This window comes from Niallia oryzisoli, from assembly GCF_043641075.1.
In the GTDB taxonomy this organism is placed as follows: Bacteria; Bacillota; Bacilli; order Bacillales; family Cytobacillaceae; genus Bacillus_BD; species Bacillus_BD oryzisoli_A.
In genome coordinates, this window is sequence record NZ_JBHZRC010000023.1 from 1 (window position 1) to 25,980 (window position 25,980).

24 protein-coding genes and 3 tRNA genes are annotated in these 25,980 nt (G+C 39.0%); 6 read left to right on the forward strand and 21 right to left on the reverse strand.

Features of this window, described 5'->3' with window-relative positions; translation table 11 throughout:
- Window positions 1-118 precede the first annotated feature (118 nt).
- Both ytkD and ACHUFV_RS26735 read right to left on the reverse strand, forming a co-directional pair.
- Window positions 119-592, reverse strand: a complete 474-nt coding sequence (gene ytkD / locus ACHUFV_RS26730) for an RNA deprotection pyrophosphohydrolase (RefSeq protein ID WP_394239489.1) — start codon at window positions 590-592, stop codon at window positions 119-121.
- 64 nt (window positions 593-656) lie between these two features.
- Window positions 657-974, reverse strand: a complete 318-nt coding sequence (locus ACHUFV_RS26735) for a hydrolase (RefSeq protein WP_394239490.1) — start codon at window positions 972-974, stop codon at window positions 657-659.
- A 164-nt stretch (window positions 975-1,138) separates the two neighbouring features.
- Between ACHUFV_RS26735 and ACHUFV_RS26740 the strand changes: the two genes are divergently transcribed.
- Complete coding sequence (locus tag ACHUFV_RS26740; protein ID WP_394239491.1) at window positions 1,139-1,396, forward strand: DUF6154 family protein; 258 nt, start codon at window positions 1,139-1,141, stop codon at window positions 1,394-1,396.
- Window positions 1,397-1,541: 145 nt separating this feature from the next.
- Here the strand turns inward: ACHUFV_RS26740 and ACHUFV_RS26745 are convergent, their stop codons facing one another.
- Window positions 1,542-1,982, reverse strand: coding sequence for a Dps family protein (locus ACHUFV_RS26745; RefSeq protein WP_394239492.1), 441 nt, complete (start codon window positions 1,980-1,982; stop codon window positions 1,542-1,544).
- A 136-nt stretch (window positions 1,983-2,118) separates the two neighbouring features.
- On the opposite strand from ACHUFV_RS26745, the gene ytzI reads away from it, so the two are divergent.
- From ytzI to yidD, 3 genes are read left to right on the forward strand one after another with little or no spacing between them, the layout of a single operon-like run.
- Entirely contained in the window at window positions 2,119-2,274 is a 156-nt protein-coding gene (ytzI, locus tag ACHUFV_RS26750) for a YtzI protein (protein WP_394239493.1), read from the forward strand.
- A gap of 38 nt (window positions 2,275-2,312) precedes the next feature.
- On the forward strand, window positions 2,313-3,761 hold the full coding sequence (gene cls / locus ACHUFV_RS26755) for a cardiolipin synthase (protein ID WP_394239511.1): 1,449 nt from the start codon (window positions 2,313-2,315) through the stop codon (window positions 3,759-3,761).
- 35 nt (window positions 3,762-3,796) lie between these two features.
- Entirely contained in the window at window positions 3,797-4,048 is a 252-nt protein-coding gene (yidD, locus tag ACHUFV_RS26760; RefSeq protein WP_394239512.1) for a membrane protein insertion efficiency factor YidD, read from the forward strand.
- A gap of 59 nt (window positions 4,049-4,107) precedes the next feature.
- Here yidD and ACHUFV_RS26765 read toward each other — a convergent pair whose 3' ends face one another.
- A complete protein-coding gene (locus tag ACHUFV_RS26765) occupies window positions 4,108-4,671 on the reverse strand; it encodes a beta-class carbonic anhydrase (protein WP_394239494.1) in 564 nt (187 codons plus the stop codon).
- A 197-nt stretch (window positions 4,672-4,868) separates the two neighbouring features.
- Here ACHUFV_RS26765 and ACHUFV_RS26770 point away from each other — a divergent pair, with 197 nt between their 5' ends.
- Complete coding sequence (locus ACHUFV_RS26770; RefSeq protein ID WP_394239495.1) at window positions 4,869-5,804, forward strand: metal ABC transporter solute-binding protein, Zn/Mn family; 936 nt, start codon at window positions 4,869-4,871, stop codon at window positions 5,802-5,804.
- 89 nt (window positions 5,805-5,893) lie between these two features.
- On the opposite strand, the gene ACHUFV_RS26775 is transcribed toward ACHUFV_RS26770, so the two are convergent.
- The 9 genes from ACHUFV_RS26775 to ACHUFV_RS26815 all read right to left on the reverse strand — a co-directional run bounded on the left by ACHUFV_RS26775 (window position 5,894) and on the right by ACHUFV_RS26815 (window position 16,035).
- Entirely contained in the window at window positions 5,894-6,499 is a 606-nt protein-coding gene (locus tag ACHUFV_RS26775) for a PepSY domain-containing protein (RefSeq protein ID WP_394239496.1), read from the reverse strand.
- A 148-nt stretch (window positions 6,500-6,647) separates the two neighbouring features.
- On the reverse strand, window positions 6,648-7,235 hold the full coding sequence (locus ACHUFV_RS26780; RefSeq protein WP_394239497.1) for a PepSY domain-containing protein: 588 nt from the start codon (window positions 7,233-7,235) through the stop codon (window positions 6,648-6,650).
- A gap of 59 nt (window positions 7,236-7,294) precedes the next feature.
- Window positions 7,295-8,659, reverse strand: a complete 1,365-nt coding sequence (locus ACHUFV_RS26785; RefSeq protein ID WP_394239498.1) for a sensor histidine kinase — start codon at window positions 8,657-8,659, stop codon at window positions 7,295-7,297.
- The gene (locus ACHUFV_RS26790) at window positions 8,656-9,354 is read right to left on the reverse strand and encodes a response regulator transcription factor (RefSeq protein ID WP_394239499.1); all 699 of its coding nucleotides are present in this window, start codon (window positions 9,352-9,354) and stop codon (window positions 8,656-8,658) included. Before ACHUFV_RS26790 ends, ACHUFV_RS26785 begins: the two co-directional genes overlap by 4 nt.
- A gap of 140 nt (window positions 9,355-9,494) precedes the next feature.
- Window positions 9,495-10,964 carry an o-succinylbenzoate--CoA ligase gene (locus ACHUFV_RS26795; protein ID WP_394239500.1) on the reverse strand — a complete coding sequence of 490 codons (1,470 nt, stop codon included), beginning with the start codon at window positions 10,962-10,964 and terminating at the stop codon, window positions 9,495-9,497.
- A gap of 256 nt (window positions 10,965-11,220) precedes the next feature.
- Window positions 11,221-12,039 (reverse strand): 1,4-dihydroxy-2-naphthoyl-CoA synthase, encoded by an 819-nt coding sequence (gene menB, locus ACHUFV_RS26800; RefSeq protein ID WP_394239501.1) that lies wholly within the window; start codon window positions 12,037-12,039, stop codon window positions 11,221-11,223.
- A 35-nt stretch (window positions 12,040-12,074) separates the two neighbouring features.
- Window positions 12,075-12,878, reverse strand: coding sequence for a 2-succinyl-6-hydroxy-2,4-cyclohexadiene-1-carboxylate synthase (gene menH / locus ACHUFV_RS26805; protein ID WP_394239502.1), 804 nt, complete (start codon window positions 12,876-12,878; stop codon window positions 12,075-12,077).
- Entirely contained in the window at window positions 12,878-14,632 is a 1,755-nt protein-coding gene (gene menD / locus ACHUFV_RS26810; protein WP_394239503.1) for a 2-succinyl-5-enolpyruvyl-6-hydroxy-3-cyclohexene-1-carboxylic-acid synthase, read from the reverse strand. The genes menH and menD overlap by 1 nt, the downstream gene beginning before the upstream one ends.
- A complete protein-coding gene (locus ACHUFV_RS26815) occupies window positions 14,632-16,035 on the reverse strand; it encodes an isochorismate synthase (RefSeq protein WP_394239504.1) in 1,404 nt (467 codons plus the stop codon). Before ACHUFV_RS26815 ends, menD begins: the two co-directional genes overlap by 1 nt.
- Before the next feature lie 421 nt (window positions 16,036-16,456).
- Here ACHUFV_RS26815 and ACHUFV_RS26820 point away from each other — a divergent pair, with 421 nt between their 5' ends.
- Window positions 16,457-17,389 (forward strand): 1,4-dihydroxy-2-naphthoate polyprenyltransferase, encoded by a 933-nt coding sequence (locus ACHUFV_RS26820; protein WP_394239505.1) that lies wholly within the window; start codon window positions 16,457-16,459, stop codon window positions 17,387-17,389.
- A gap of 68 nt (window positions 17,390-17,457) precedes the next feature.
- Here ACHUFV_RS26820 and ACHUFV_RS26825 read toward each other — a convergent pair whose 3' ends face one another.
- The 8 genes from ACHUFV_RS26825 to ACHUFV_RS26860 form a co-directional block, all read right to left on the reverse strand.
- Window positions 17,458-19,863, reverse strand: a complete 2,406-nt coding sequence (locus ACHUFV_RS26825; protein WP_394239506.1) for a glycogen/starch/alpha-glucan phosphorylase — start codon at window positions 19,861-19,863, stop codon at window positions 17,458-17,460.
- Window positions 19,850-21,301, reverse strand: a complete 1,452-nt coding sequence (gene glgA / locus ACHUFV_RS26830) for a glycogen synthase GlgA (protein ID WP_394239507.1) — start codon at window positions 21,299-21,301, stop codon at window positions 19,850-19,852. The genes ACHUFV_RS26825 and glgA overlap by 14 nt, the downstream gene beginning before the upstream one ends.
- Window positions 21,298-22,323 carry a GlgC family sugar phosphate nucleotidyltransferase gene (locus ACHUFV_RS26835; RefSeq protein ID WP_394239508.1) on the reverse strand — a complete coding sequence of 342 codons (1,026 nt, stop codon included), beginning with the start codon at window positions 22,321-22,323 and terminating at the stop codon, window positions 21,298-21,300. The genes glgA and ACHUFV_RS26835 overlap by 4 nt, the downstream gene beginning before the upstream one ends.
- A gap of 54 nt (window positions 22,324-22,377) precedes the next feature.
- Entirely contained in the window at window positions 22,378-23,517 is a 1,140-nt protein-coding gene (locus tag ACHUFV_RS26840) for a glucose-1-phosphate adenylyltransferase (RefSeq protein ID WP_394239509.1), read from the reverse strand.
- A complete protein-coding gene (gene glgB / locus ACHUFV_RS26845; RefSeq protein WP_394239510.1) occupies window positions 23,465-25,405 on the reverse strand; it encodes a 1,4-alpha-glucan branching protein GlgB in 1,941 nt (646 codons plus the stop codon). Before glgB ends, ACHUFV_RS26840 begins: the two co-directional genes overlap by 53 nt.
- 330 nt (window positions 25,406-25,735) lie before the next feature.
- Window positions 25,736-25,807, reverse strand: a tRNA-Glu gene (locus tag ACHUFV_RS26850).
- Between the two features lie 3 nt (window positions 25,808-25,810).
- Window positions 25,811-25,901: transfer RNA gene (locus ACHUFV_RS26855), tRNA-Ser, on the reverse strand.
- A 4-nt stretch (window positions 25,902-25,905) separates the two neighbouring features.
- Window positions 25,906-25,980, reverse strand: a tRNA-Asn gene (locus ACHUFV_RS26860).

Genomic DNA, 25,980 nt, shown 5'->3' on the forward strand with positions numbered 1-25,980 from the left:
CTGGGGTATTTTTGTTCTTCCGAAAGGAAAACCTTTCGACAATATTATCTATTACACCAGGCACCACAGAAAGACAATCTATCGAAACTGTCCATTTGTGGTGCCTGACACCATATTTTTATACTTTTTCTAACAGTGCGGCCTTTTCTAATGCGAGCTCGATTACTTTGTCCTTCATAATAAAGCTGTAGGAGTCCTGAAAGCGTAGGCTTAATAAATCCCCGCCAATTAGAACTGGACCGTTTGTTTCATAATAGTTTTCTTGGGGCTGCAGGCTCGCTGCTTCTGCGTAAAAAATAGCTTTAACAAAAGAATCCTCTTCGGAATTCACTTCATATTCTCCTATATAGTGAAGAGATTGTAAGATGGCGCCAGTTTCCTCCATAACCTCTCTTCTCGCTGCTTCTTCGAGTGTTTCATTCTCTTCCTTTTTACCGCCGGGAAATTCCCAGCCTCTTTCTTTATGCTTGGTTAAAAGCCATTGATCATAGAAACGGCAAATAACCAACACATGCTCAGCTCTTTTCGAAAAAGAATCCTTTTGAAAGGAAACTGTAACTCTCCCGCCATTATTATCGATAAAAGTCTCCATATGATTATGCACCTCAGTTATTTTCCACTGTCCTCATTATAAATGGAAAATGACTAGTTCAGCACTATTTTTGGTCTATAAACCCCATACTTTCAATATGCTGTTTTGCATCATTATCGCCTAGCTTATGAATTAATTGGTAGATCGATTTAAGATTGTCATCATAAATATCATTTTCAGGGTCGTTATGGTATTCTCGAAACGGAATATGCGCACGTATGAAATTGCCTATTTCCGATGATGCTGTTCCATCAAAGTATTCCCTTAATTGACGAATTTCCTCATCAGTACCTTCAATTTTGAAATTCCACGTTGAATCAACTGCACTTTGAGTAATCATACCTGAAGCAATTTCGATATAGTAGGTTTTTTTTTCGTCCATAATGAATTCATTCCTTTTTACTCTTATCGTCCCCATGTTATAATCAAAACTATACGATAAACTTCCTATTATCACTGGAAGCATTTTTTCACATATTAATGGGTAGAATTAAATATAATGTAAAAATTGCCGAGTCATTATATACTTAAGGTGGAGGTGATAACATGAAACTTGTAGATGAGCTTTATGAAATGTATCGAAACAAGTTAACTGGAGATGAAGAAGACATTGATATGTTAGCGTTTGCATTTCTTGAGGAAATGTCAAGGGAAGATATTTTACACCTGATTCAAGAAATGGATGAACAAGAGCTTTATACATTAATGGGACTTTATTTAATTGAAAGTCTTAAGGGAAAGTTTGCTAAAGAAGATTATGGACAGCAGCAAAGTCCTATACTGAACCAGCGGAACCTGCATTAAAAAATACATACATATTTGATTTCCAATTCAAAAGGCTGCTTCATCATGAGGGAGTCTCTTCTTTTTTGTTCTTTTTGCTGCGTAAAAAAAGAATGAGTACCTAACCATCGAGGGCAAGTAATCATTCTATGTCGGTACATATCCCTTACGAACCTAAATAGGCCTTTAGCATCCACACATGTTTTTGTAAGCTTACATGAATTCCAAGGAGAACATCACCTGTTCCCTCATCACCTGCTTGATCCGCTAATTTCATAGCATCCTGCAGCTCTTGGATCATTTTCTCAAAATCACTGCAAGTAGTCTGCACCATTTCCGCTTCGCTCTCGCCACCGGTTGCTTCTTGAACAGATGCAAGCTCTATGATTGCTTTCAAAGTCGAGACAGGGGTTCCGCCAATAGAGAGAATCCTTTCGGCTAGTACATCTATATGTTCATTCGCTTCATTATAGAATTCCTCAAACTTTTCATGTAATGTAAAGAAATGCTGTCCCTTTACAAACCAATGATAATGATGCAGCTTTACATACAGAACCGTCCAATTGGCCACCTGCTTATTTACAGCTTGGATTAATTCCTGTGTCATATTTCATCTACCTCCCTCTCTTAACATAACCAATAAATTCTGATTCATCCGTCAATAAAATGGATTTGAAAGGAAATTCAAAGGATTCTTTCCTTTTTCATGGTAAAATACTATTGAATAAAGGAGATGATATAATATGGTAACTGTACTAATAATTTCTATTATCATTATTTTTCTGGTTTTAATTGTAAGTCTTAAGGTAACCAAGAGTGCATATCAATATAAACATACAATTGATCCACCAGCAGGGGATTCAAATGATGCCAGTCATGACAAGAAAACCGATGCATAAATGATGTTCAGAAAGGTATATGGCCTATGGATTTGGATTTGGATTTATATTCATTGATTTTCAGCTCGATACTGTTCTTAAATATGATTCTGGCGGTAATTGTCATCTTTATGGAAAATAAAGATGCCGGTCCTACATGGGCATGGCTGATGGTACTTTTCTTTATCCCCATTTTAGGTTTTATACTATATTTATTATTTGGTCAAAATTTAACTCGAAGTTCATTATTCGAATGGGAAGACAGAAAGAAAATCGGGATTGAGGAAATGATTGCTGAGCAGTCTACCAGTTTCCGTAACGGAAATTTCCTCTGCCATAACGAGATAACGGAGAATAACCAAGGTCTCATTTATATGTTACTCGCTAATAATGATGCCATCTTAACGACAAATAATACAGTAAAAATTTTCACTGATGGAAAAGATAAATTCGATGCGTTGTTCGAGGATATTAAAAATGCTCACGATTTTATCCATTTACAATACTATATCTTCAAAAATGATGAAATAGGATCAAAATTGATACAGCTACTACATGAAAAAGTAAAAGAGGGTGTGAAGGTTCGGGTCCTTTATGATGATCTCGGCTCACGATCTTTACGGCGAAGAGCCTTTAAAGAGCTTATTGAAGCTGGTGGTGAAGTCGAAGCATTTTTTCCTTCTAAGTTCCCTCTTATTAATTTCCGCATGAATTATCGAAACCATCGCAAGCTTGTAATCATTGATGGAGAAGTCGGTTATATCGGCGGATTTAATGTCGGGGATGAGTATTTAGGTTTAAATAAACGATTCGGTTATTGGCGGGATACGCATCTTCGAATTACAGGCAGTTCCGTCCATGCCATTCAAACAAGGTTTATTCTAGATTGGAATCAGGCCTCGCACCGGCATGATATTTCTTATTTACCAACACTATTTCCACGCGTTCAACCAAAGGGAAATATTGCGATGCAAATTGTTTCAAGTGGTCCCGATTCTGAATGGGAACAGATTAAATACGGTTATATTAAAATGATTCTTTCTGCTAGGAAGTCCATTTGGATACAAACACCTTATTTTATTCCAGATGAAAGTCTGCTTGACGCCCTAAAAATTGCTGCACTGACCGGTAAAGATGTGAGAATCATGATTCCGAACAAGCCAGACCATCCATTTGTTTATTGGGCTACCTATTACCATATAGGAAAAATCCTAAAAGCAGGAGCAAAGGTGTATATTTATGATAATGGCTTTATTCACGCTAAGACGATTATTGTGGATCATAAGCTATCATCAGTTGGAACAGCCAATATTGATGTCAGAAGCTTTCGTCTCAATTTTGAGGTAAATGCATTTATCTATAATGAAGACGTTGCGGTTAGGTTATCTGAGAGCTTTCATGAGGATTTAAAAGTATCAAAGGAATTAACGCTTCAGTTATACAATCAAAGAAGTGTGATAATCCGATTTAAAGAATCCATTTCAAGGCTGTTATCACCCATCCTATAGTGTATATACCATTAAAAAAAGAAGGCTCAAATCAAATGCTGAAAGTAGTATTCATTTCAATCATTCGTTTCTATCAATTAGTCATCTCGCCTTTAAAGCCGCCTACCTGCCGTTTTTACCCGACCTGCTCTCATTATGGTCTGGAATCCGTTAAACGTTTCGGCGCTCTTAAAGGTGGATATCTGGCATTAAGGCGGATAGTAAAGTGCCACCCGCTGCACCCTGGAGGAATTGATGAAGTCCCCGAGGAATGGCCGGGCATGATGGGCGGAACAAAGAAGCAATAAAAGAAGCAATAAAAAAGATGCTGTAGCATGGGTTACCATTCATACAGCATCTTTTTTTCTTAGTTTTCGTACCCATTTACAACTAAATCCAATTTTCCTGTTGCAGGATCGATAACTAGACCATGCACAGGAGTATTTCCAGGCAGAAGCGGGTGATTTTTTATTACGTCCACACTGTGTGCAACGCTTTCTTCTACTTTATTAAAGCCCCGAAGCCACTTTTGTACATCGATCCCTGAGTATTCAAGTGTATCGAGCGTTTTTTGGGAAACTCCCCGCTTTTTCATATTTGGAATAATATCATCTGCTTTTAATCCGCCCATACCGCAATCATGATGTCCAATGACAAGAACCTCATCTGCCTGCAGCTGATAAACTGCGACTAATATACTTCGCATGACACTTCCAAATGGATGCTTTAGAACGGCTCCGGCATTTTTAATCATTTTTACATCACCATTTTTTAGATTTAATGCATGTGGGAGCAATTCAAGTAAACGAGTATCCATACAAGTTAAAATAACCATTTTTTTATCAGGAAGCTTACTTGTAGCAAACTCTTCATATTGCTTATCTGCTACAAATTTTTCATTATAAGCAAGAACCTCTTCAAGAATTCTCATCATAAAAACACCTTTCAAATAGTCTTCTTTATTAGAATACAAAATTCCGGCAAAATAAAACAATGTTTTTGCCTTGCATTTTATAGATATATTTTGTAAGATTGAAATCGGAATGATTACGTATTAATCGTAATTGGGGGATTTTTTATTCTAAATCGTAATTAGTACGTTTTAAGGGTAATGAGAGGGGAAACGAAATGAAAAAATGGTTATGGTTATTTACCATCTTCTTGATTGTCAGCTTCGCCTTGACTGGCTGCGGAGATACTGAAAAGAAAAATACAAGCTCTGATAACCAACTAACAGTATATACAACTGTATATCCGTTGCAATTTTTTACCGAAGAAATCGGTGGAGAGGCTGTAAACGTTGAAACAATTTATCCGCCAGGAGCAGACGAGCATACATTTGAACCTTCACAAAAGGATATGATAAAGCTTGCAGACTCAGACCTATTTATATACGTCGGCTTGGGTCTTGAAGGCTTTGTTGAAAAGGCAAAGGACACATTACAGAATGAGAAGGTTACAATGGTTGCCGCTGGAGATGCAATCCATTTTGATGAAGATACAACATCTACTGAAGAAAAGCATGAAGGTCATTCACATGGTGATATTGATCCTCATGTCTGGCTCGACCCAATTTATGCAAAAGAATTGGCTGGATCAATTAAAAATGCCTTAATTAAAAAGGATCCGGAACATGAAGAAACTTTTACACAAAACTATGATAGGTTAGTACAAAAGCTTGATGATTTAGACAGTCAGTTTTCTGAGATGGCCAAAGGTGCAGAGCATAAAGAGTTCATAGTATCCCATGCAGCTTACGGGTATTGGGAGAAACGTTACGGTTTAGAGCAGATCAGCATTTCCGGCATTTCCACATCAAGTGAGCCATCTCAAAAGGATCTTGAATCCATTGTAAAAACAGCCAAAGAAACAAACAGCCGCTATATCTACTTTGAACAAAATGTCAGTTCAAAATTAACTGAAATTGTCCAAAAGGAAATTGGTGCTAAGGCTCTTACCCTTCATAATTTGTCAGTTAGAACAGAAGAGGATATGAAAAATAACCGTGACTATTTTTCGATAATGGAGGATAATCTGCAGGCATTGAAAAAGGTCATAAATTAATCATATATCTATATAAACGAGAAAGAGCTCTAGTCTTTTACTAGAGTTCTTTCTTGTTTAATCGATCTGTTAACTTAATAACCGGAAGCCTAATTATCATATTCTACTTTAAGAACCTTGCCAGTTGCTGCATCAATGTCCACTTCTGCTTTCCCACGGTCTGTTGTTAGCTCAACTTCATAGAGATTGAAACCATCATCTTCGTCCCTGTCAATCTCATACATTTTCCCATTGACTGCACCCTCGGCAATTTTGATTGCCTCATCCTGAGAAATTGTTCCAGCATTAGTCTGCACTGTATTTCCAGTATTAATAGCAGCAACAGCAGTATCATCAGATCCCTTACCGTCTGAACCGTTGTCATCATAACTATCATCATCATCAAACTGATCATCTTTTACGACGGAATGAACCTTGCCAGACTGGGCATCAATATATACATCATACTCGATTAAATCCTTATCTATTTCTACCTTATACAATCCATTATTCGGTGTTCCCTCTAGCTCAACGCTATCTACTCTTCCTGCTACTTCCTTAAGGCCGATTTTTTTGGCTTCTTCTATCGAAATCTGGGCCTTTCCATTATTGAGTGTTGGTACTGTTTTCGAATCATTGTTTGCTGCCCCTACGGCAAAAGCTCCACCCAGCACTAACGCAGATGCTAATGTACTGATTAACACTTTTCTTTTCATTTTCATTTCCTCCTTCGATCTTTTCGCTTTTCCTTACACTATCACTATATCCAGGGAAAATGAGAACATAGAGAAAGGAAGATTAGAAAATGATTAGAAATGGTATAGAATTAAATGAAAATAAGCAAACGAATGATCCGCTCAGCCATTAATCATCATCCTGGCCTTGATCATCCCAGGTAAATGACTTTACTTCACCAGTAATAGCATTAATTTCCACTTTCGCCTCGCGCCCATCATTTGTTTCTACTTCCACAAAGTAATAGGTAATACCGTCTACCTTTTCCATTTCGACATCATCAACCGTACCTTGTACTTGCTCGAGAGCAATTGCCGCTGCCTCCTGTTCAGTTACATTTTTCGGTGGTTCCTCACTATCAACGGTTTCCTCATTCGGTGCGGTTGGTTCAGGAGTATGCTCATCTGGTAAATTCGTTTTAACATTTTCATCCTTCTTCTGTGTTCTCTTTAGGGAAGAGACTTCCCCTGTTTCTGCATTGATGATTAGCTCATAAACTCCAGTATCTCTATCTAATTCGATAACAAAGGTATCTTTTGTCTGATAAATCTTTTTAACCTTTCCTGAATAACGTTCCTCAGCTACTTTCCTCGCTTCTTGTTCAGTTAAAACAGTTGCTTTTGAAAAAATTGGCATTGTTAGTTGTGATATTCCAATAAATAAAATGGAAAAAACAACGATACCACATCCTATCCAAATCCAAACCTTCCTTTTCACTTCCACACCTCCATCACTTTTTCTCATTATGCATGACAAAAATGAGAAATTCATGAGAATTACAAGGATTTCTTCCCTCCTGGCAGCTCAATTCTAACCGTTGTTCCAACTCCTTCTATACTGTCGATTGTCAGCTTACAATTCATTGCATCGGCAATTTCCTTCGCTAATGAAAGACCGAGACCCGTTCCACCCATTTTTCTGCTTCTTGCTTTATCGACTCGAAAGAAACGGTCAAAGACTTTGTTCAAATCCTCTTTTGGAATCCCAACTCCACTATCAGCAATTTGAATAAAAGGAATTTCTCCTTTATATCCAATCTCGACTGTAATAGCATCCTCGCTGTATTTTTTAGCATTATCTAAAATAATATAGGTGAGCTGTTTAAGTTTTTGCTGATCGGTTCGGGCAATCACTTCAATCTCCTGCTGATGAAAGTGAACTTCCCTGTGATAAGCACTTTCAAACGCCTTAATCGTTTGTTTTACATGTTCAGCAAGATCAATAGGTTCATATTCGACAGTCCATTCTTCATTGTGCTTAGCCAGCAGTAATAATTGCTCGACCATATCCTTCATGCGGACAGCCTCTGAATGGATCGCGTCAATCGCCTCATGAAAAATTTCAGGCTCCTGCAGCCCTCTTCTTTTCATTAAACTGGCATAGCTCTCAATGACGGTTAACGGTGTTCTAAGCTCATGCGAAGCATTACCAATAAATTGATCCTGCTTCTCAAAATTAGCTTCTAATAAATCAATCATATGGTTAAACGTTTCACCCATCTCATACAATTCATCCTTCGAACGAGATTCAAGCTGAATCCGTTTAAAACGTCCTTTTTTGCGAATCTCCTTCATGGTATCAATTAACGACGTAATCTGATTTGTAATCACATTACTTAGCATCCTGCTAGAAATAAGTAAAGGAATCATAGCGATAATAGTGACCGATAAAAGGACGACTCTTAAAATTGCTAGGTCTTCAACCGCACTTTGAATACTTTTCATTATTTGCAGATTAATAATTTGCCCCTCTGTCCCGATAATCGGAATGGATTGAAATAGATAGGTATTTTCCTTATAGGTCATTTTCTCCCGTACTTCCCTTTGGAAATATTGTACATCTCGGCTGCTTAGCTCTTTTTCTGAGGGTGATGTAACAAGGGAAAGGCTTTTTCTCTCTGGAGAAACCAACTGAATCATTCCATCAATTGGAACATATGCACGGAGCAGTTCATCTGTTTTTATTTCACCCAGGGACTCATTGATACCGTCGACGATCTTTTCTGCTTCCGCGGCTGCTTGTTCCTTTTCCCCTTCCAAAATTAAATAGCTGAAAACAAAATAGATTGAAAAATTGATGAGGATAAATAAACCGAGAAAAAGAAACGTCGTAGAGAAATTGATTTTTTGACGAAGCTTCATTTTCCTGCCCTCAATACATAACCGACCCCGCGAACGGTATGAATCAATGGGGCAAAATCAGGAAGATCTACCTTTTTGCGAATATAGCGGATATAGACATCGACTACATTCGTATCCCCGTAATAATCATAGCCCCAAACATTTTCAATGATTTGCTCTCTGTTCAGAACCTGATTCTTGTTTTTCAATAAATAAATAAGAAGGTCAAACTCCCTGGGCGTTAGTTCAATTTGGTTTTCTCCTCTTGTGACAATCCTTGTTTTTTCGTTTACAGTCAAATCCGCTAGCTGGAGTGATGGCTTTACCTCCAAAGGCTGTTGAATGGCCGGCTTTAATCTTAATGCTGCTCGTATCCTTGCCAATAATTCTTCTATTTGAAAGGGCTTGGTAATATAATCGTTAGCACCTAGATCAAGACCTGACACTTTATCTTCCACTGAACTTTTTGCTGTAAGCAGGATGACAGGAGTATGCGCATCCTGCGCCCGAATCCGCCGCAGCAGTTCAATCCCGCTGATTCCCGGCAGCATGACATCCAGCAGAATTAAATCCCATTTTCGACTTTGATATAATTCAAACCCTTTCAGGCCATCATTTGCCTTTCCTGCTTCATATCCTTCATAAACAAGCTCAAGCTCTAACAATCGTAATATTTTCTCTTCATCCTCCACAATTAATATCGAAGTTTTCGTCACTTATATAACCCCTTTTCGGAAAAATCAGTCTATATTTATCATATCTGATTTGAATTCCCATTTCATCCTTCCTTCTGATTGCTTGTAAAAAAAGAGGCCAACCAATTACCTGCCGGTGGACCTCCGTTATTAAACTAGCATTACTCATTAAGAAGCTTACGCAGCTCTCTTCGAAGTATTTTCTTGGACGCATTACGTGGGATTTCATTGATAAAATACATCTGCTTTGGAAGCTTATACTTTGCAAGCTTTTGTTCACAAAATGCAGTGATTTCACTTTCCGTTACCTGCTCTTTTTTCACCAGGAATGCAACCGGGATTTGACCCCATTTATCATCCTGCTTCCCAATGACACCAGCATCTTGAATAGCAGGGTGGGAGGTAAGCACACCTTCAATTTCTGCCGGATAGATATTTTCTCCTCCGGAAATAATTAAATCTGAGCGCCTGTCAAGTACGAATAGAAAACCGTCATCATCCAAATAACCAATATCCCCAGTATGGAGCCAGCCTTCCTGGAAGTCCCTACCTATAGAATCTCGATTCAAATAACCTGATGTAACATTCGGCCCCTTCACAACGATTTCGCCCGTCTCATTTGCAGCAGCTTCACGGTCATCTTGAATAATTTTTAACTGCGACGGAAATAACGGCTTGCCTGCTGATCCAAGCTTTCTTAGACTATCTTCCGGAGACAGCGTGACAATTTGTGAGGATGTTTCTGTCATCCCATAGGTTTGAAAGACAGGGATGGCCTTTTCAACACATTTCTCTAAAAGTGGCAGTGAAGCGGGCCCGCCTCCCAACAGCATACAGCGAAAGCTATTCGGGAGTCTTTCATTCTGCAGCTGCTCTAGAATCATTGTCAGGGTTGTACTGACAACGGACATAATTGTTACCTGTTCTTTTTGAATATCCCTGAGAGTCTCGGTAACATCAAACCTCTCATGTAGAACGATTTTCATGCCATATATGATACTTTTCATTAGAATAGAATATCCGCTGATATGAAAAAGGGGAACGGTACACAACCAGCAATCATTTTCATGCAGTCCCAGATTTAATGCCGAGCCTGTCGCACTCCACCAATGATTTCCGTATGTTTGAATAACTCCTTTTGGATATCCGGTTGTTCCGGATGTATACATGATGGTACAAATATCGTCTAAATCTATTTCTTCCAAAATCGGTGGAACACTAGCTTGTGCTTCAGTCAGTTCTTCCTTTGTGAAAATAGATAAATCAGGCAGACTGCTGCTTACATGACTCAGCTTCTCTTGAAACTTTTCCTCACTTAGTAAAGAGACAGAATTAGAGTCTTTCATCTGCCAAATAAGCTCATCTGAGGTCAAGCGGTTATTTAGAATAACAGCCCTCGCCCCAATCAGCTGAAGGGCAAGCAGAATCACAGCAGAATCAAGGTGATTTCGTAACAGAACGGAGATAAACTGTTTGTTCTTTATGCCTTTTGCCGTCAGCTTTCCCGCCATTTCGTAAGCAGTCTGATAGAGCTTTGCAAAAGTGATTGTTTCCCCTTTAAAAATAATGGCTTCTCGATTAGGAGTTAAAAATGCACGCTTTTTAAGCCAATTCGGTATTGTTTGCTTCAATTCATTCACCTTCTTAAGAAAAACAGCCTGATGGAGTTAACCACCAAGCTGCTGTGTTTTTTGTCAAAATTGAAAAGTAATACTTTAGATTCACCTAGCTAGCGGCTGATTAATCCGCCTCCGCATTTCGATTTGTCTAGCTGCGGCGGCTAGACCCTCGAGGTCATAAGCTGTGACGATGAGAAGGCTAAAGGACAACCTTCTCCCCGTCCCATCTTATGCTTGTCGGGTCTGGACAAGCCGCCTCCGCATTTCATTAAGGAAATCTTGGGAATTTGTCAAAGTCTGGCTGGCGTTTTTCTTTGAACGCATCACGGCCTTCTTTTGCTTCGTCTGTTGTGTAATAAAGAAGTGTTGCATCTCCAGCAAATTGCTGGATTCCTGCAAGTCCGTCTGTATCTGCATTAAATGCCGCCTTTAAGAAACGAATCGCAGTTGGACTCTTTTCAAGAATCTCTTCACACCATTTGATTGTTTCCTCTTCGACTTGGTCAAGTGGCACAACTGTATTAACAAGTCCCATGTCTAATGCTTCTTGTGCATTATATTGACGGCACAGGTACCAAATTTCACGAGCCTTTTTATGACCGACGATTCTTGCTAAATAACCTGAGCCATATCCTGCATCAAAGCTACCTACCTTTGGACCTGTTTGGCCAAAGATGGCATTATCAGCTGCAATCGTTAAGTCACACACAATATGTAATACATGGCCTCCGCCAATCGCATATCCCTTTACCATGGCAATAACCGGCTTCGGAATGACACGGATTAATCGCTGCAAGTCAAGTACATTCAATCGAGGAATTTGATCCTCTCCTACATAGCCGCCATGACCGCGCACTTTTTGGTCTCCGCCTGAACAAAAGGCCTTATCTCCCGCACCTGTTAAGATGATAACGCCTACACTTGAATCATCACGTGCATAAGCGAAAGCATCAATTAATTCCATAACGGTTCTTGGTGTAAATGCATTATGAACGTGAGGGCGGTTAATCGTAATCTTGGCGATTCCGTTATACGTTTCATATAAAATTTCTTCATACTTACGTCCAGCAACCCATTCTACTGTCATACTGAATTCCTCCTTCTACAATTTCTATCTTTTTTTCAAAGGTTTGACAAAAACTCACTTACCATTGTACCAAATTTTTCAGGTTGTTCCACATGAATAGCATGTCCACATGATTTAATGTTTTTCCACTCGGCACGCTTCATCCTTTTTACCATTTTTTCAGCAATTAAGCAAAACTTTTGGTCCAATTCACCGGTGAGGAGAAGTGTCTCTGCCTCCAGCTCCTGCAGCTTATCCCACCAGGAAGGCTGTGATCCTGTGCCCATACCCACTAAACTATTCTTCAGCCCGGTAACCGAGTTTTGCAAACGCTGCTGTCTTATCTCTAATTGCTTATGTAAGGGAAGATTCTTTTGTGTTGAAAACAACGGGATATTTTCCCAATAATCAACAAACCGTTCGATACCATTAGCTTCAATAAGATTTCCGAGTTTTTCATCCTGAATCTTCCGGCTCTCCCGCTCTTCGTCTGTTTCCAATCCAGGTGATGAACTCTCTAAAAGAAGTTTATTTACATATTCTGGGAACAGTAAAGCGAAGCTTAATGCCAGTCTTCCACCCATAGAGTACCCTAGCACATCTGCCTTTTCTATTTCTAATTGCTCAAGAATCTGTTTCATATCGTTTGCTACGGATACAATATCATATCTTTGCACATCAGTAGGCGATGCTGATTTACCATGTCCAATAATATCAACTAGAATGATTTTACGTGTCTGACTCCATTGCGAAAAAAAAGGCTTCCAGGTCGTGGAATCTCCTGTAAAACCATGTAATAAAAGCAATGGGAATCCTTCACCTATCGTATCAACATGATAGAGAATGCCATCAATAACCATCAAGCATTCTCCTTTTCAAGTAAAGAATCTATTTCCCGGGAAACAAATTTCCACAATTTTCGGTGTTCCTCCGCATTCTCTTCACGATTCGTTACTATTTCGATTACACGCAAGCCTTCTTTATTTCTATCCTGAAGTAAGACCTGTGAAAACTGCTCCCAATTAGAGATAGATGTAAACTGACCCCCATACATCTCAACCGCCTTACGAAAATCCAAATCAAGCGGGGTGCCAAAAAGTAATTCAAAATGCTTAGGATGTGATGCCTGTGGTAAAAATGAGAATATCCCACCACCATTATTGTTTATTAATAGTATCGTGATATTAACCTGTTGCAGCTTCGCAGCAACAAGACCATTGAGGTCATGGAAAAAGGTTAAATCACCTAAGATTAAATACATCGGCTGATAAATGGTTCCTACACCTAAAGCAGTGGAAACAGTGCCATCAATTCCGTTTGCTCCTCGATTCGCCACAACTTTCATCCTTTTTTCATTAAAGTGATAAAAGGAATCTAAATCACGTATAGGCATACTGTTTCCGACAAAGATAGCAGCCTCTTCAGGAAGTAATTCAGATAGCTGATAAAAAAGCTTTCCTTCATTTAACTCTTCTGCCTCATCAATCGTTTGGATTAATTCTTTAGTCAATGTGTTTAATTGCTGCCACTTCTGGGAGTAACCAGTAGGCTGTTTTGCTTTCAATCTCGCATTCATTTCATGGCAGAAAAGTGTTTCCTGACAATAAATCATCTCCGTTGATACCAATCCCGGGTCTCTCCAGCCAATCCCGCCATCAATCACCAATTGCCGTGCTGAATGATTCTCCTTTAAAAAGATAGTCAAGGCTTTCGAAACAGGCATTGAGCCAAAACGAATAATTAAATCCGGCTTCAAGCGATTCTTTGCCTGCTCATTTCGTAAAATTCCATCATACGTGTCAATAATACTAGACCCGCTGTGACCTCCGCTTCGTAACTGAGAAAGAGGATCTGCTAAAATTGGAAGCTGACATTTTTCCGCAAATGCTGTGACTGCTTCTATAAAGCCATCTTCTTCAATTTGGCCGCAAACGATCATTCCTCGCTCAGAGGTCTTAATTATTTCAGCATAATAATCAAATTCTTCCTTTTGCAGTGATACTGTCGGCTGCTGAATTTTTACGTACCCATTCATCCGTTCTTTTTGACTAAATAACTGTTCCTGTTCAAGAAGCGGGATAAGCGGTTCACGCATTGGAAAGTTTAAATGTACCGGCCCGGATGGTGACTGCATGGAAGCTGCCACCGCTCGAGCACAAACCATACGTGCATAGCGGATCATTTCATCTGTAGTCTCCGGCGGTGCCATCTCAACAAACCACTTCACGTGATTACCGTATAAATGAATTTGATCAATTGATTGCGGGGCCCCCACATCACGCAGTTCATGCGGCCGGTCAGCTGTTAATACCACTAATGGAACGCGTGAAATGTTCGCCTCCACAATTGCTGGGAAATAATTAGCAGCAGCTGTTCCGGACGTACATAAGAGAACAGTCGGCCTTTTTGCTGCTTTTGCAATTCCTAACGCAAAAAAGCCCGCTGATCTTTCATCAACCTGGATATGAAGCTTTAAACCTGGGTGTTCGGCCATTACCATGGCAATTGGAGTTGACCGTGATCCCGGGCTGACAACAACATCCGTCACACCTGACTGTACAAGCTCTGATACAAAAGAAGCTATATAGCCTGTTAATGCTTCCTGATGATTCATTATTTAATTCCTCCAAGTGCTGATAGCATCGGTTTAAATTTGATATTCGTTTCTTCGTATTCTGATTCAGCGATAGAATCCTCTACCAACCCACAGCCGGCAAAAATGGACGCTTCTTTTCCTTGAACTAAACCAGAGCGGATGGCAACTGCAAACTCACCGTTTCCTTTATAATCCAGCCAGCCGATTGGTCCAGCAAAAAATCCACGGTCTAACTCTTCTACTTCTCTAATTTTTGCAACAGCAGGCTCCTTTGGAAGTCCCCCCAGTGCCGGTGTTGGATGGAGCTTTTCAACGAGAGTAAGCAGCGACGTATGCTCAGCAGCACTTCCAATGACAGGTGTATATAAATGCTGAATATGTTTTAATTTTAACAATCGAGGCGTTGATGGAATTGTCACTTTCGTGCAAGTATCCTCCATTGCTTCTTTAATCATATCGACAACATATTGATGCTCAATTAAATTCTTATCATCTGTCAACAGTGAATTTCCAAGCTGCTCGTCCTCAGCCTCGTTTTTGCCCCTTGCGATCGAACCGGCTAGGCAAGTAGTAAACACTTGGTTTTGATCCTTCTTCACTAACCTTTCAGGAGAGGCACCGATAAAACAATCACCGCTTGACTCAAATGCAAACACATAGCTATCCTTCTGCTCAGTAAGCAAACGGCTTAGAACTGATTCGATTTGTATTTCCCTATTAAATATGAGCCTTAACTCTCTTGCTAATACAACCTTTTTTAGCGGTCCTGTCTTCAAGCCTTCTACAACCTGTGTAACAGACTGTTTCCAAGCTTCCGGCTTCACTTCCATCCGGTCTACAAGTGTAACCTTATCGAACGTTACATGATTACGACCTTTAGCCAAAAGCTCCTGTCGTTCATTTTCAACTTTTGTATAAAAGGAAGGATTCTGTTCCTTTTCACAAACTACATTGGTTGTTAAATAGCATTGACCATTCATTATGCTCAACATAAAACGAGGAATATGAAATAGGGATGGAGCATAATTTGACCAAAGCAATGTTTTTTCTTTATTCGGGTCAAAAGAAAAACCGCCAAAAACAGCCGGTCCCGTTCCCTGTACATGCTCATCATCAAAAATAATGGCTTGATTGATAAAGCGTTCCCACTCTTTTTCCACATGAAAAAAGCGGTCAGTTGCCTGATCCGATGCGATTTCCTTACATATTCCTAAACCAATCATATATCTTTCTTCTGAAGGGTGTTTCCAAAAAAATCTTTCACCGCCATATCTTTCTTTTCCGGCTGCAAAAAATGAAAGAGGTACGTATGAGTCAATTTTTTGTACCTCGCTCACTAATATGGAGGCAGAAGTTTTTTTTGCCTTTTCTATTGCTGTTTGGATCCCTTCTTTTAGTTCCGTCCGTTGAATGGTAACCAAAAAAATCCCCTCCAATAACAGTGGATCTATTGAATTTAATCACAAGATTATTACACAAATACACTCAAATATCATAACATATTAACTTAGCTATGACTATTATCTCAAGCTTTAAGATATGATCCGGCTCCTGAGTAAGCTGAATATGTTTTATAGATAAATCACCTTTAACTATATGATAGTACTATAATATAGTAGGTTTAGTATCTGTAAATAATTACCACTATTATTTTTGCCACAAAAATCCATTTCTGCAAAGTAAAGTGGTTGACACAATCATGCTCTTTCCATAAACTAAAATTGTAACCAAATGTTCAAATTCATCACTATTTAGAAAAAAGATATTTTTCTGATACATAGAAATAATTTTTCACGAAACGTTACGCTATGTCTACAGCATAAGAAATAGGGGGAATTTCAGATGGATTCACAGGTACAATCAGTTACCACTCCGCTGTCGCAGCAAAAAGGTTGGAAGATATGGTGGAGATTAACAAGACCGCATACATTAACAGCTGCATTTGTTCCTGTAACGCTTGGAACAGTTCTAGCTATGTACGATTCTACTATTAATATACCACTTTTCGCAGCCATGATGGTAGCAAGCATTTTAATTCAAATTGCAACAAACCTATTCAATGAATACTATGATTATAAGCGCGGACTCGATAATGAGGAATCTGTAGGCATTGGCGGAGGGATTGTCAGAGACGGTATTAAACCGAAAACAATTATGAAACTCGCTCTAAGTTTATACGGTATCTCTCTATTAATAGGAATTTATATTTGTATGAGCTCAAGCTGGTGGTTAGCTTTAATCGGCTTAGGATGTATGTTAGCCGGTTATTTATATACAGGGGGACCCGTACCGATTGCCTATACACCTTTTGGCGAACTTGCTTCAGGCTTTTTAATGGGCATGGTCATTGTATTAATTTCCTTCTTTATTCAAACCGGCACCGTTTCGACGGAAAGCATTTTGACTGCCTCTCCAATCATGATTTTAGTTGGTGCTATTAACTTAGCTAACAATATTCGTGATTTAGATGGTGATAAAGAAAATGGACGTAAAACGCTTGCTATCCTGCTGGGCAAAAAGAACGCTATTACCTTCTTAGCATCCATGTTTATTATTTCGTATGCTTGGGTATTTATGTTGACCGGATTTGGCATTATCTCACCTTGGATTTTGCTTGTTGTTCTTAGTATTCCTAAAGCAGTGACAGCGATAAAAGGATTTATTCATAATACGGCACCCATTCATATGATGCCTGCTATGAAAGCTACGTCACAAACAAATACTTTCTTCGGACTATTATTATCCATTGGCATTTTCCTTGGTAATTTAATCTAATCTCATAAGACAAGCTTCTGCGTATATGCAGAAGCTTTTTTATATAAGCTGCAAATCTATCAATCTTTTTAATTATGAAGCGTTGTATAGCCCGCATGATCAATTTTCCATATATCATTCACATATTCCTTAATCGTACGGTCACTGGAGAAATAACCGGATTTAGCAATATTGATTAAGCTCATGTTTAACCATTTGTCCCGTTGAACATAGGTTTGACTGACCTTCTGTTGAATATTGACATATGAATCAAAATCTCTTAGTACAAAGTATTGGTCATTTTGCATGAGCAACGAATCATAGATTGCTTCAAATTCATCGTCCACATTGGCGAAAAAACCGTTCGTCAGCTGCTCGACCACTTTTCGGATTCTTTTATCATAATGATAAAATTCCACTGAGCGATAACCATGATAGTTTAATACCTCGTCAGCCTTCAGACCGAAAATAAAAATATTCTCGTCACCAACCCTGTCTTTGATTTCAACGTTAGCACCATCTAAGGTTCCAACTGTCAAGGCACCGTTCATCATAAACTTCATATTTCCTGTTCCGGATGCTTCTTTACTAGCCGTTGAAATTTGTTCGCTGACATCCGCTGCGGGGAAAATCTCTTCCGCCAATGAAACACGATAATTTTCTAGGAAAATAACCTTTAATCGATCGTGAACAACGGGGTCATTATTTACTTTTTCCGCAACTGTATTGATTAACTTGATAATTTTTTTTGCATAATAATAACCTGGAGAGGCCTTTGCACCAAAAATAAAGGTACGAGGATGAAATAAATATTGCGGGTCTTCTTTTATCCGATTATAGATATGCATAATATGAAGAATATTTAATAACTGACGTTTGTAAGCATGCAGCCTTTTCACCTGTACATCAAAAATCGTCGATGGATCAATTGAAATTCCTGTTTGGGCTTGAATCCGGTTCGCAAGCTTTTGTTTATTGCGCTTCTTTATATCATCTAATTGAGTAAGAAAGACAGAATCATGTTGATATTCAAGAAGCCTCTCAAGCTGCTCAGGCTGTCTAATCCAGGAAGATCCGATTGCCTCTGAGATTAAATCGGCAAGCATTGGATTTGACTTTAACAGCCATCTTCTATGTGTAATGCCATTTGTCTTATTGTTAAATTTCTCCGGGAAGATTTGATAAAAATCATTCATTTCCCGTTTCTTTAAAATCTCAGTATGAAGTGCAGCTACTCCATTCACACTATAGCTTCCGACTAAGGCAAGATGAGCCATTTTCACTTGATCATGGGCAATGATGGCCATTCGCTCGATCCGTTTCCAATCACCGGGGAACAGCTGCCATAATTTCTGACAGAAGCGTTCGTTTATCTCATTTACAATCATATATATTCGCGGCAACAGCGGCTGGAATATTCGAATCGGCCACGTCTCTAATGCCTCTGATAGCGTTGTATGGTTTGTGTAAGAAATGGTTTGTATCGTAATGTCCCAAGCTTCATCCCAGCCTAAACCACCCGTATCCATCAAAATTCGCATCAGCTCAGGAATCGCCAAAACCGGATGGGTATCATTGATATGAATACAGACATGGTGGTGGAAATCGTGCAGACTGTCATGCTTTTTTAAATAGCCTCTGACAATGGAGCTGATACTGGCACAAACAAGAAAATATTGCTGCTTTAAGCGGAGGATTTTCCCTTCATCATGTGTATCATCAGGATACAAGAATTCAGACACACTTTCTGTTTCCCGCTTATATTTTAAAATATCCTTATGAAATGGAAATGGAGACGGCTCTGCGCTCCAAAGTCTCAACGTATTGACTGTTTGATTATCATAGCCTGCAACGGGAATATCATAGGGAATCGCTGAGATCCTTTCAGCATCAGTATGTTGAAAGACAAGGCGGCCGTTTTCTTCGACAGCTTTCACATTTCCCCAAAACGGAACTTCGATCGCTAAATCTGCTTTGCGAACCTCCCAAACTTGTCCATGTCGGAGCCAAAGCTCAGGAAGCTCAACCTGATACCCCTCGATAATTTTTTGCTCAAAGAGACCATGCTTGTAGCGAATCCCACAGCCGTGTCCAGGTAAATTTAAGGAGGCAAGGGAATCAAGGAAACAAGCAGCTAACCGCCCAAGTCCCCCATTTCCTAACCCTGCATCTGACTCTACTTCCTCAATTTGTTTCAAGTCAATCCCTAAATCATTTAGTCCTTCCTCGACCAGCTCCTCAATCCCCAGATTCGTTAAATTATGGCGGAGCAGTCTGCCAAGCAAGAACTCAATGGAAAGATAATACACCTGTTTCCCATCTGATGCCCGGTACCGTTCATTTGTCTGAATCCAGTCCTTGCTAACATATTCACGTATCATATGGCCTAATGTATCAAACTGATCGTCCTTTGTACTCTCAGCAAAGCTTTTCCCACACATCATTTCCAGTCTCTGCAGGAAATGTTTTTTAAACGCCTCTTTATTTGAGAACATACATTTCACTCCTTGAGACAAGATTCTCGTACAGACGCAGATATTTCATGGCTGATTGTGACCAGCTATTATTCATTTCCATTGCCGTTTCAGTTAAATGAGTCCAAGCAGACTTTTCATCATAATAATGAATGGCTCTTCTAATCGTATATAACATGTCATGGGCGTTGAAATTTGTAAAGGTAAAGCCATTGCCCTCCCAGGTATATTCATTAAAGGACTGCACTGTATCATTTAATCCGCCTGTTTCCCTTACAATCGGGAGTGTTCCATATTTTAAGGCGATTAATTGTCCTAGCCCGCAAGGCTCAAACTTAGACGGCATCAGAAATAAATCTGCACCCGCATAAAGCTGGTGCGCTAAACCTTCATCAAAACCAATATAGGCCTTGAATTTTTCTCCGTACCAATATTCCATTTCACGAAAAAAGCCCTCAAATTCCGGGTCTCCGGTACCAAGAACAATCATTTGAATATTTTCAAGCATCATCTCATGAAATACTGCTCTTACCAGCTCTAATCCTTTTTGTTTTGTTAAGCGGGTAATCATCGTAATAAGTGGTATATCTTTCACAGGCAATCCAAACCGCTTCTGGATATGTACCTTATTTGCTTTTTTATACTGAGCCAAAGATGAATGGTAGGGATAGACAAGATCTTCATCCTGCACTGGATTGTATATTTCATCATCAATTCCATTTAATATCCCGCTAAGATCAGCTCTTCTTGCTGTCAATAAACCATTTAGCTTTTCACCATAATAATCCGTTTGAATTTCATTCATATAGGTCGGACTAACCGTTGTTATTTTGTCAGCTGCAATAAGGGCGCCCTTCATAAAGTTGATATTTCCGTAAAACTCCAGTTCATCCACATGGAAATATCGATCATCTAAGTCAAACAGGTCCATTAAAGCTTCCTTTGGCATAACTCCCTGAAATTGCAAATTATGAATCGTAAATACTGTTTTTATCTGTCCATATCCTTCTCTTAACTGATACCTTCTTTTTAAAAGAAAAGGGATCATTCCTGTGTGCCAATCATGACAATGAATAATGTCAGGATAAAAGGCAAGCTCCGGCAAACATTCCAAAACCGCTTGATTAAAAAAGGCAAAGCGTTCACCATCATCATGATAGCCATAAAGATGATCACGTTTAAAATACTGCTCATTATCAATAAAATAAAAAATAATGTTTTGATACGTATATTCTTCAATCCCGCAATACTGATTCCGCCATCCCACTCTGACGTTAAACTCAGCCTTTTTCTTCATTTCCTGCTTATACTGGTCTGGAATGGTTCCATACTTCGGCATGATGATGCGGACATCGGTCCCCATTTTTCGAAGTTCCTTTGGCAAGGAACCTGCAACATCAGCAAGTCCCCCAGATTTAATAAATGGAACACATTCACTTACTGCAAATAATACTTTCACGAGTTCATCAACGCTCCCTGTACTGTACCTTTTCGAATAACTAGCGGTTTTTCCTTGCTTCCATTCATAAAGGTTCCTGATTCCACCCTAACATCTTTATCAAGAATCGCAGAATCTATTACACAATTATCTCCTATTTGGCATTTTTGCATAATAATGCTGTTTCGAATAATCGTACCTTTACCAATTTTCACTCCGCGGGAAATAATACTGTTTTCAACAACTCCATTGATTATACAGCCATTTGCAACCATTGCATTCTTAATCACAGCTTCTTTTTGATATTGAGTTGGCGGCTCATCCTTTACCTTTGTAAAAATAGGCTGTGAAGAAATAAATAAATTTTCCAGTACAGTTGGATGAAGAATATTCATCGATGTTTGGTAATAAGCTGTGATGGAATCGACTTTATAGGCTAATCCTAGATATTCATACGTACAAAGCGTAAAAGGTACGATACCATTCACAACATCCTTCATGCAGGTATACCCTGTTTGATGTCTCGTTTCGATTAATTCAATCAAAAGGCTCGTTTTAACAAGATACATGTCAAGCGACTGCCCATTGTGACAAATTTCCGTAATATCACAGCCCATTTCAATATGTCTATCAAGTACCGGTTGAAAATCCATATTAAAAATAGTATAACAATTAGCAATAATGGCATATTCCTGTGTGCTTTTGTATAGATAATCAAGATTGGCGGCAAAATGTGAAAAGGATCCAATCCCCGCACTTGGGGTATCTAAGTTAGGCGATGGAAAAAAGAACAAGCCATCTCTTTTGCGGTCCAACCCCCAATTTTTCCCTGACCCTAAATGATCCATTAAAGATCGATATTGATACTTTGGAAATATCGCGACACTATGAATAGTTGAATTAACCATCGAAGATAAAACAAAATCTATGAGACGGTATCTTCCTGCAAAAGGCAGTGCCGCTAATGAGCGATGAGTAGTCAAATCCTTTAGATCATCATAATAGGTTGTTGCATCTATAACACCTAATAACTTTTTATTCATGAAGTTTCCTCTCCTTTGTGAGATAGATGATATCTCCCCCGTTTCAAATGCCATTTATTTACTAGCAATAATCTCTTCTGTTACCAATACAATTTCTTCACTGTTTTTGTCCGCTTTAATAACAGTATTATCCGGAATGCGAATATGCGAAGGCACAATTGCTCTCTCAATAAAAACATTTTCTCCGATAACAGCATCCGGCATAATAACAGATTCCTTAACCATCGCTCCTTTTTTTACAGTGACACCTTGAAACAGAACTGATTTATGTACGATCCCTTCGATCGTACATCCTTCATTCAGCAAAGATTCATTTACCTCCGCTTCAGGTGAAATATATTGTGGCTTTTGATTCGGGTTGACCGAGTAAATTCTCCATTCATAATCAAATAAATCTAAATCACAATTATCATCTAATAGATCCATATTTGCTTCCCATAGGCTTTTAACGGTCCCAACATCCTTCCAATATCCTTTAAACGGATAAGCAAACAGCTTCTTTTGGTCGTGGAGCAGCATAGGTATGATGTCTTTTCCAAAATCATGTGAAGATTCTGTATTTTTAGCATCCATGAATAAATATTCCTTTAAGACTTCCCATTTAAAAATATAAATGCCCATTGAGGCCAAATTATTTTGTGGCACCTCGGGCTTTTCAGCAAAATCTGTGACAGCGAGCTCCTTATCCGTATTCATAATACCGAATCGATTAGCTTCATCCCAGGGAACCTCAATGACCGAAATGGTCCCATCAGACTTTTTATCAATATGATAATCAAGCATTTGCTCGTAATTCATTTTATAAATGTGATCACCAGATAAAATAAGAACATGCTCAGGGTTATGCTGTTCGATATAATTTAAGTTTTGGTAGACCGCACTTGCTGTACCGGTATACCACTTTACCTCTGATGATGCACTATATGGAGGCAAAACAGTGACACCTCCATCCTTGCGATCTAAATCCCAGGTACTTCCAATTCCGATATAGGAATTAAGGACGAGCGGCTGATATTGCGTTAGAACACCGACCGTATCGATTCCTGAATTCGTACAATTACTCAATGCGAAATCAATAATTCTATATTTACCCCCAAACGGGACAGCCGGTTTCGCAATCTCCTTCGTTAAGGAGTTTAATCTACTTCCTTTTCCTCCTGCCAATAGCATAGCTATGCACTTTTTCTTTATCATCACCCTTACGCTCCTTCCGTTGTTTTACCAATCGCAATACAGAAATCCCAAATGGCGGGATAGACAGCTTAATTGAATACGGTTTTCCATGAAAAGCTTCTTCATTAGCTTGAAGAACTTTTTTATTTATAACGCCAGAACCACCAAAGCTGTCTTGATCACTGTTTAAAATTTCTCGATAGGCGCCCTTAAGAGGGACACCAATTCGATAATCATGATAGACGGCAGGAGTGAAATTACATACAAATACGAGCAAATCATTTTCTTTGCTACTTTTTCTAACAAAGGAAAAAATGGATTGCTCCCTATTATTCACATCGATCCATTCAAACCCATCATGAAGATGGTCTAATTCGTACAAAGGCTTTGACCGTTTATACAATCTGAGTAATTCTTTAACATATGCATACATTTTCCTATGCATGTCATAATCAAGCAGGTGCCAATCTAACTGTTCTTTATCTTTCCATTCAGAAAAGTGTCCTAATTCAAACCCCATAAACAATAATTTTTTTCCTGGATGACCAATCATATACCCGAGTAAAAGTCGTAATTGGGCGAATTTTTGCCAGTAATCTCCTGGCATTTTATCAAGGAGGGATTTTTTCCCATGAACCACTTCATCATGAGAAAAAGGAAGAACAAAATTTTCATTGAAGGCATACAGCAAGGAGAAAGTCATTTTCTCATGTACCTTCCATCTATATTCCGATGGAGTTTCCATATAAGAAAGAACATCATTCATCCAACCCATATTCCACTTATAATTAAACCCTAATCCATTATAATGAACAGGCGCCGTTACATTTGGCCAATCTGTTGAATCCTCCGCTATCATGAGCACAGTCGGATCATATTGGAAGACAACTGTATTTAGCTTTTTTAAAAAAGCTGCTCCATCGCTATTTTCCACTTTCCCTTGCCTGTTTGGCCAATAAATCAGGTTCGAAACAGCATCGAGGCGAAACCCATCAATATGGTAATAGCGAATCCAGAAAAGAGCGCTGGATATGAGAAAGCTTTGAACTTCATGTCTGCTTAAATTAAAATTTGCTGTACCCCAAACACGATTTTCTCGGTCGTTTTCATGATGATAATCATAGAGGTAACTGCCATCAAATTGATATAATCCATGTGCATCCTTGCAAAAGTGTCCTGGTACCCAATCTAAAATGACTCCTAAACCATTTTTATGACATTCATTGATAAAATACATAAATTCATGGGGGGTTCCATACCGGCTTGTTGGTGAAAAATATCCTGTTCCCTGGTAGCCCCATGAAATATCAAGTGGATGTTCGATAATTGGCAGCAATTCAATGTGTGTAAATCCTAATTCAAGCACATATGGAATCAGCTCCACGGCAAGCTCCCGATAGGATAATAAGCTGCCATCCTCTTTTTTCTTCCAAGAACCAAGGTGTACCTCATAAATGGAAACGGGATCAGCCAATATATTCCGTTTCCCCTTATAATTCATCCATCTGCTGTCTTCCCACTGGAAGCCGTCAAGCGAATAGACAACCGAAGCTGTATTTGGCCTTAACTCAGAATAAAAAGCATAGGGATCGGCTTTTAAAAGGATCTCTTCTGATTCAGTGATAATCTCATATTTATATAAGCTACCTTCCAGATTTTCATTTAAACTTATCGTCCATATCCCCTGTTTATTTATTTTATGTAGCGAATAGCCTTTTCCATTCCAATTATTAAAATCTCCAACCACTCTCACTGCTAATGCATTGGGTGCCCATACAGAAAATTTTGTCCATTTTTCATTGTTTACCTCAATGATATGCGATCCAAGAAGTTTATAGCTTTCATACAAGGTCCCTTCATGAAAAAGATGTACTTGATAATCTGATGGAAATAATGTTGTTACAACCAAATTTTTCCCCACCTATACTAGAGTAATCTACAGCATATACCCATATTAGGTTATATATTCTGTTAAAAGAGTGAAAATCCTTGAAAATATTTTTTATTTTTTTCGACAAAATAATAAATATATTTTCATTACTCGCTATAATATTACGTTATTAGCTTGTATTTGACATCGTTCATGCCGCTGTTTGAAATATAAGGAAAGAAAAAGGCGATTGAATGAAGGGTTACAGATGCGAGAAAATCAGAGGAAGAATGTTTGTCGAATGAAGGAAGTGATCCCGTAATAATAAAAAAAGCTGATGATAGTAACTATCATCAGCTTTTTTTATTATGACCCCTACGGGATTCGAACCCGTGTTACCGCCGTGAAAGGGCGGTGTCTTAACCGCTTGACCAAGGGGCCAGCTGGCGGAGAAGGAGGGATTTGAACCCTCGCGCCGGTTACCCGACCTACACCCTTAGCAGGGGCGCCTCTTCAGCCACTTGAGTACTTCCCCGTAATGGCTCCGCAGGTAGGACTCGAACCTACGACCGATCGGTTAACAGCCGATAGCTCTACCACTGAGCTACTGCGGA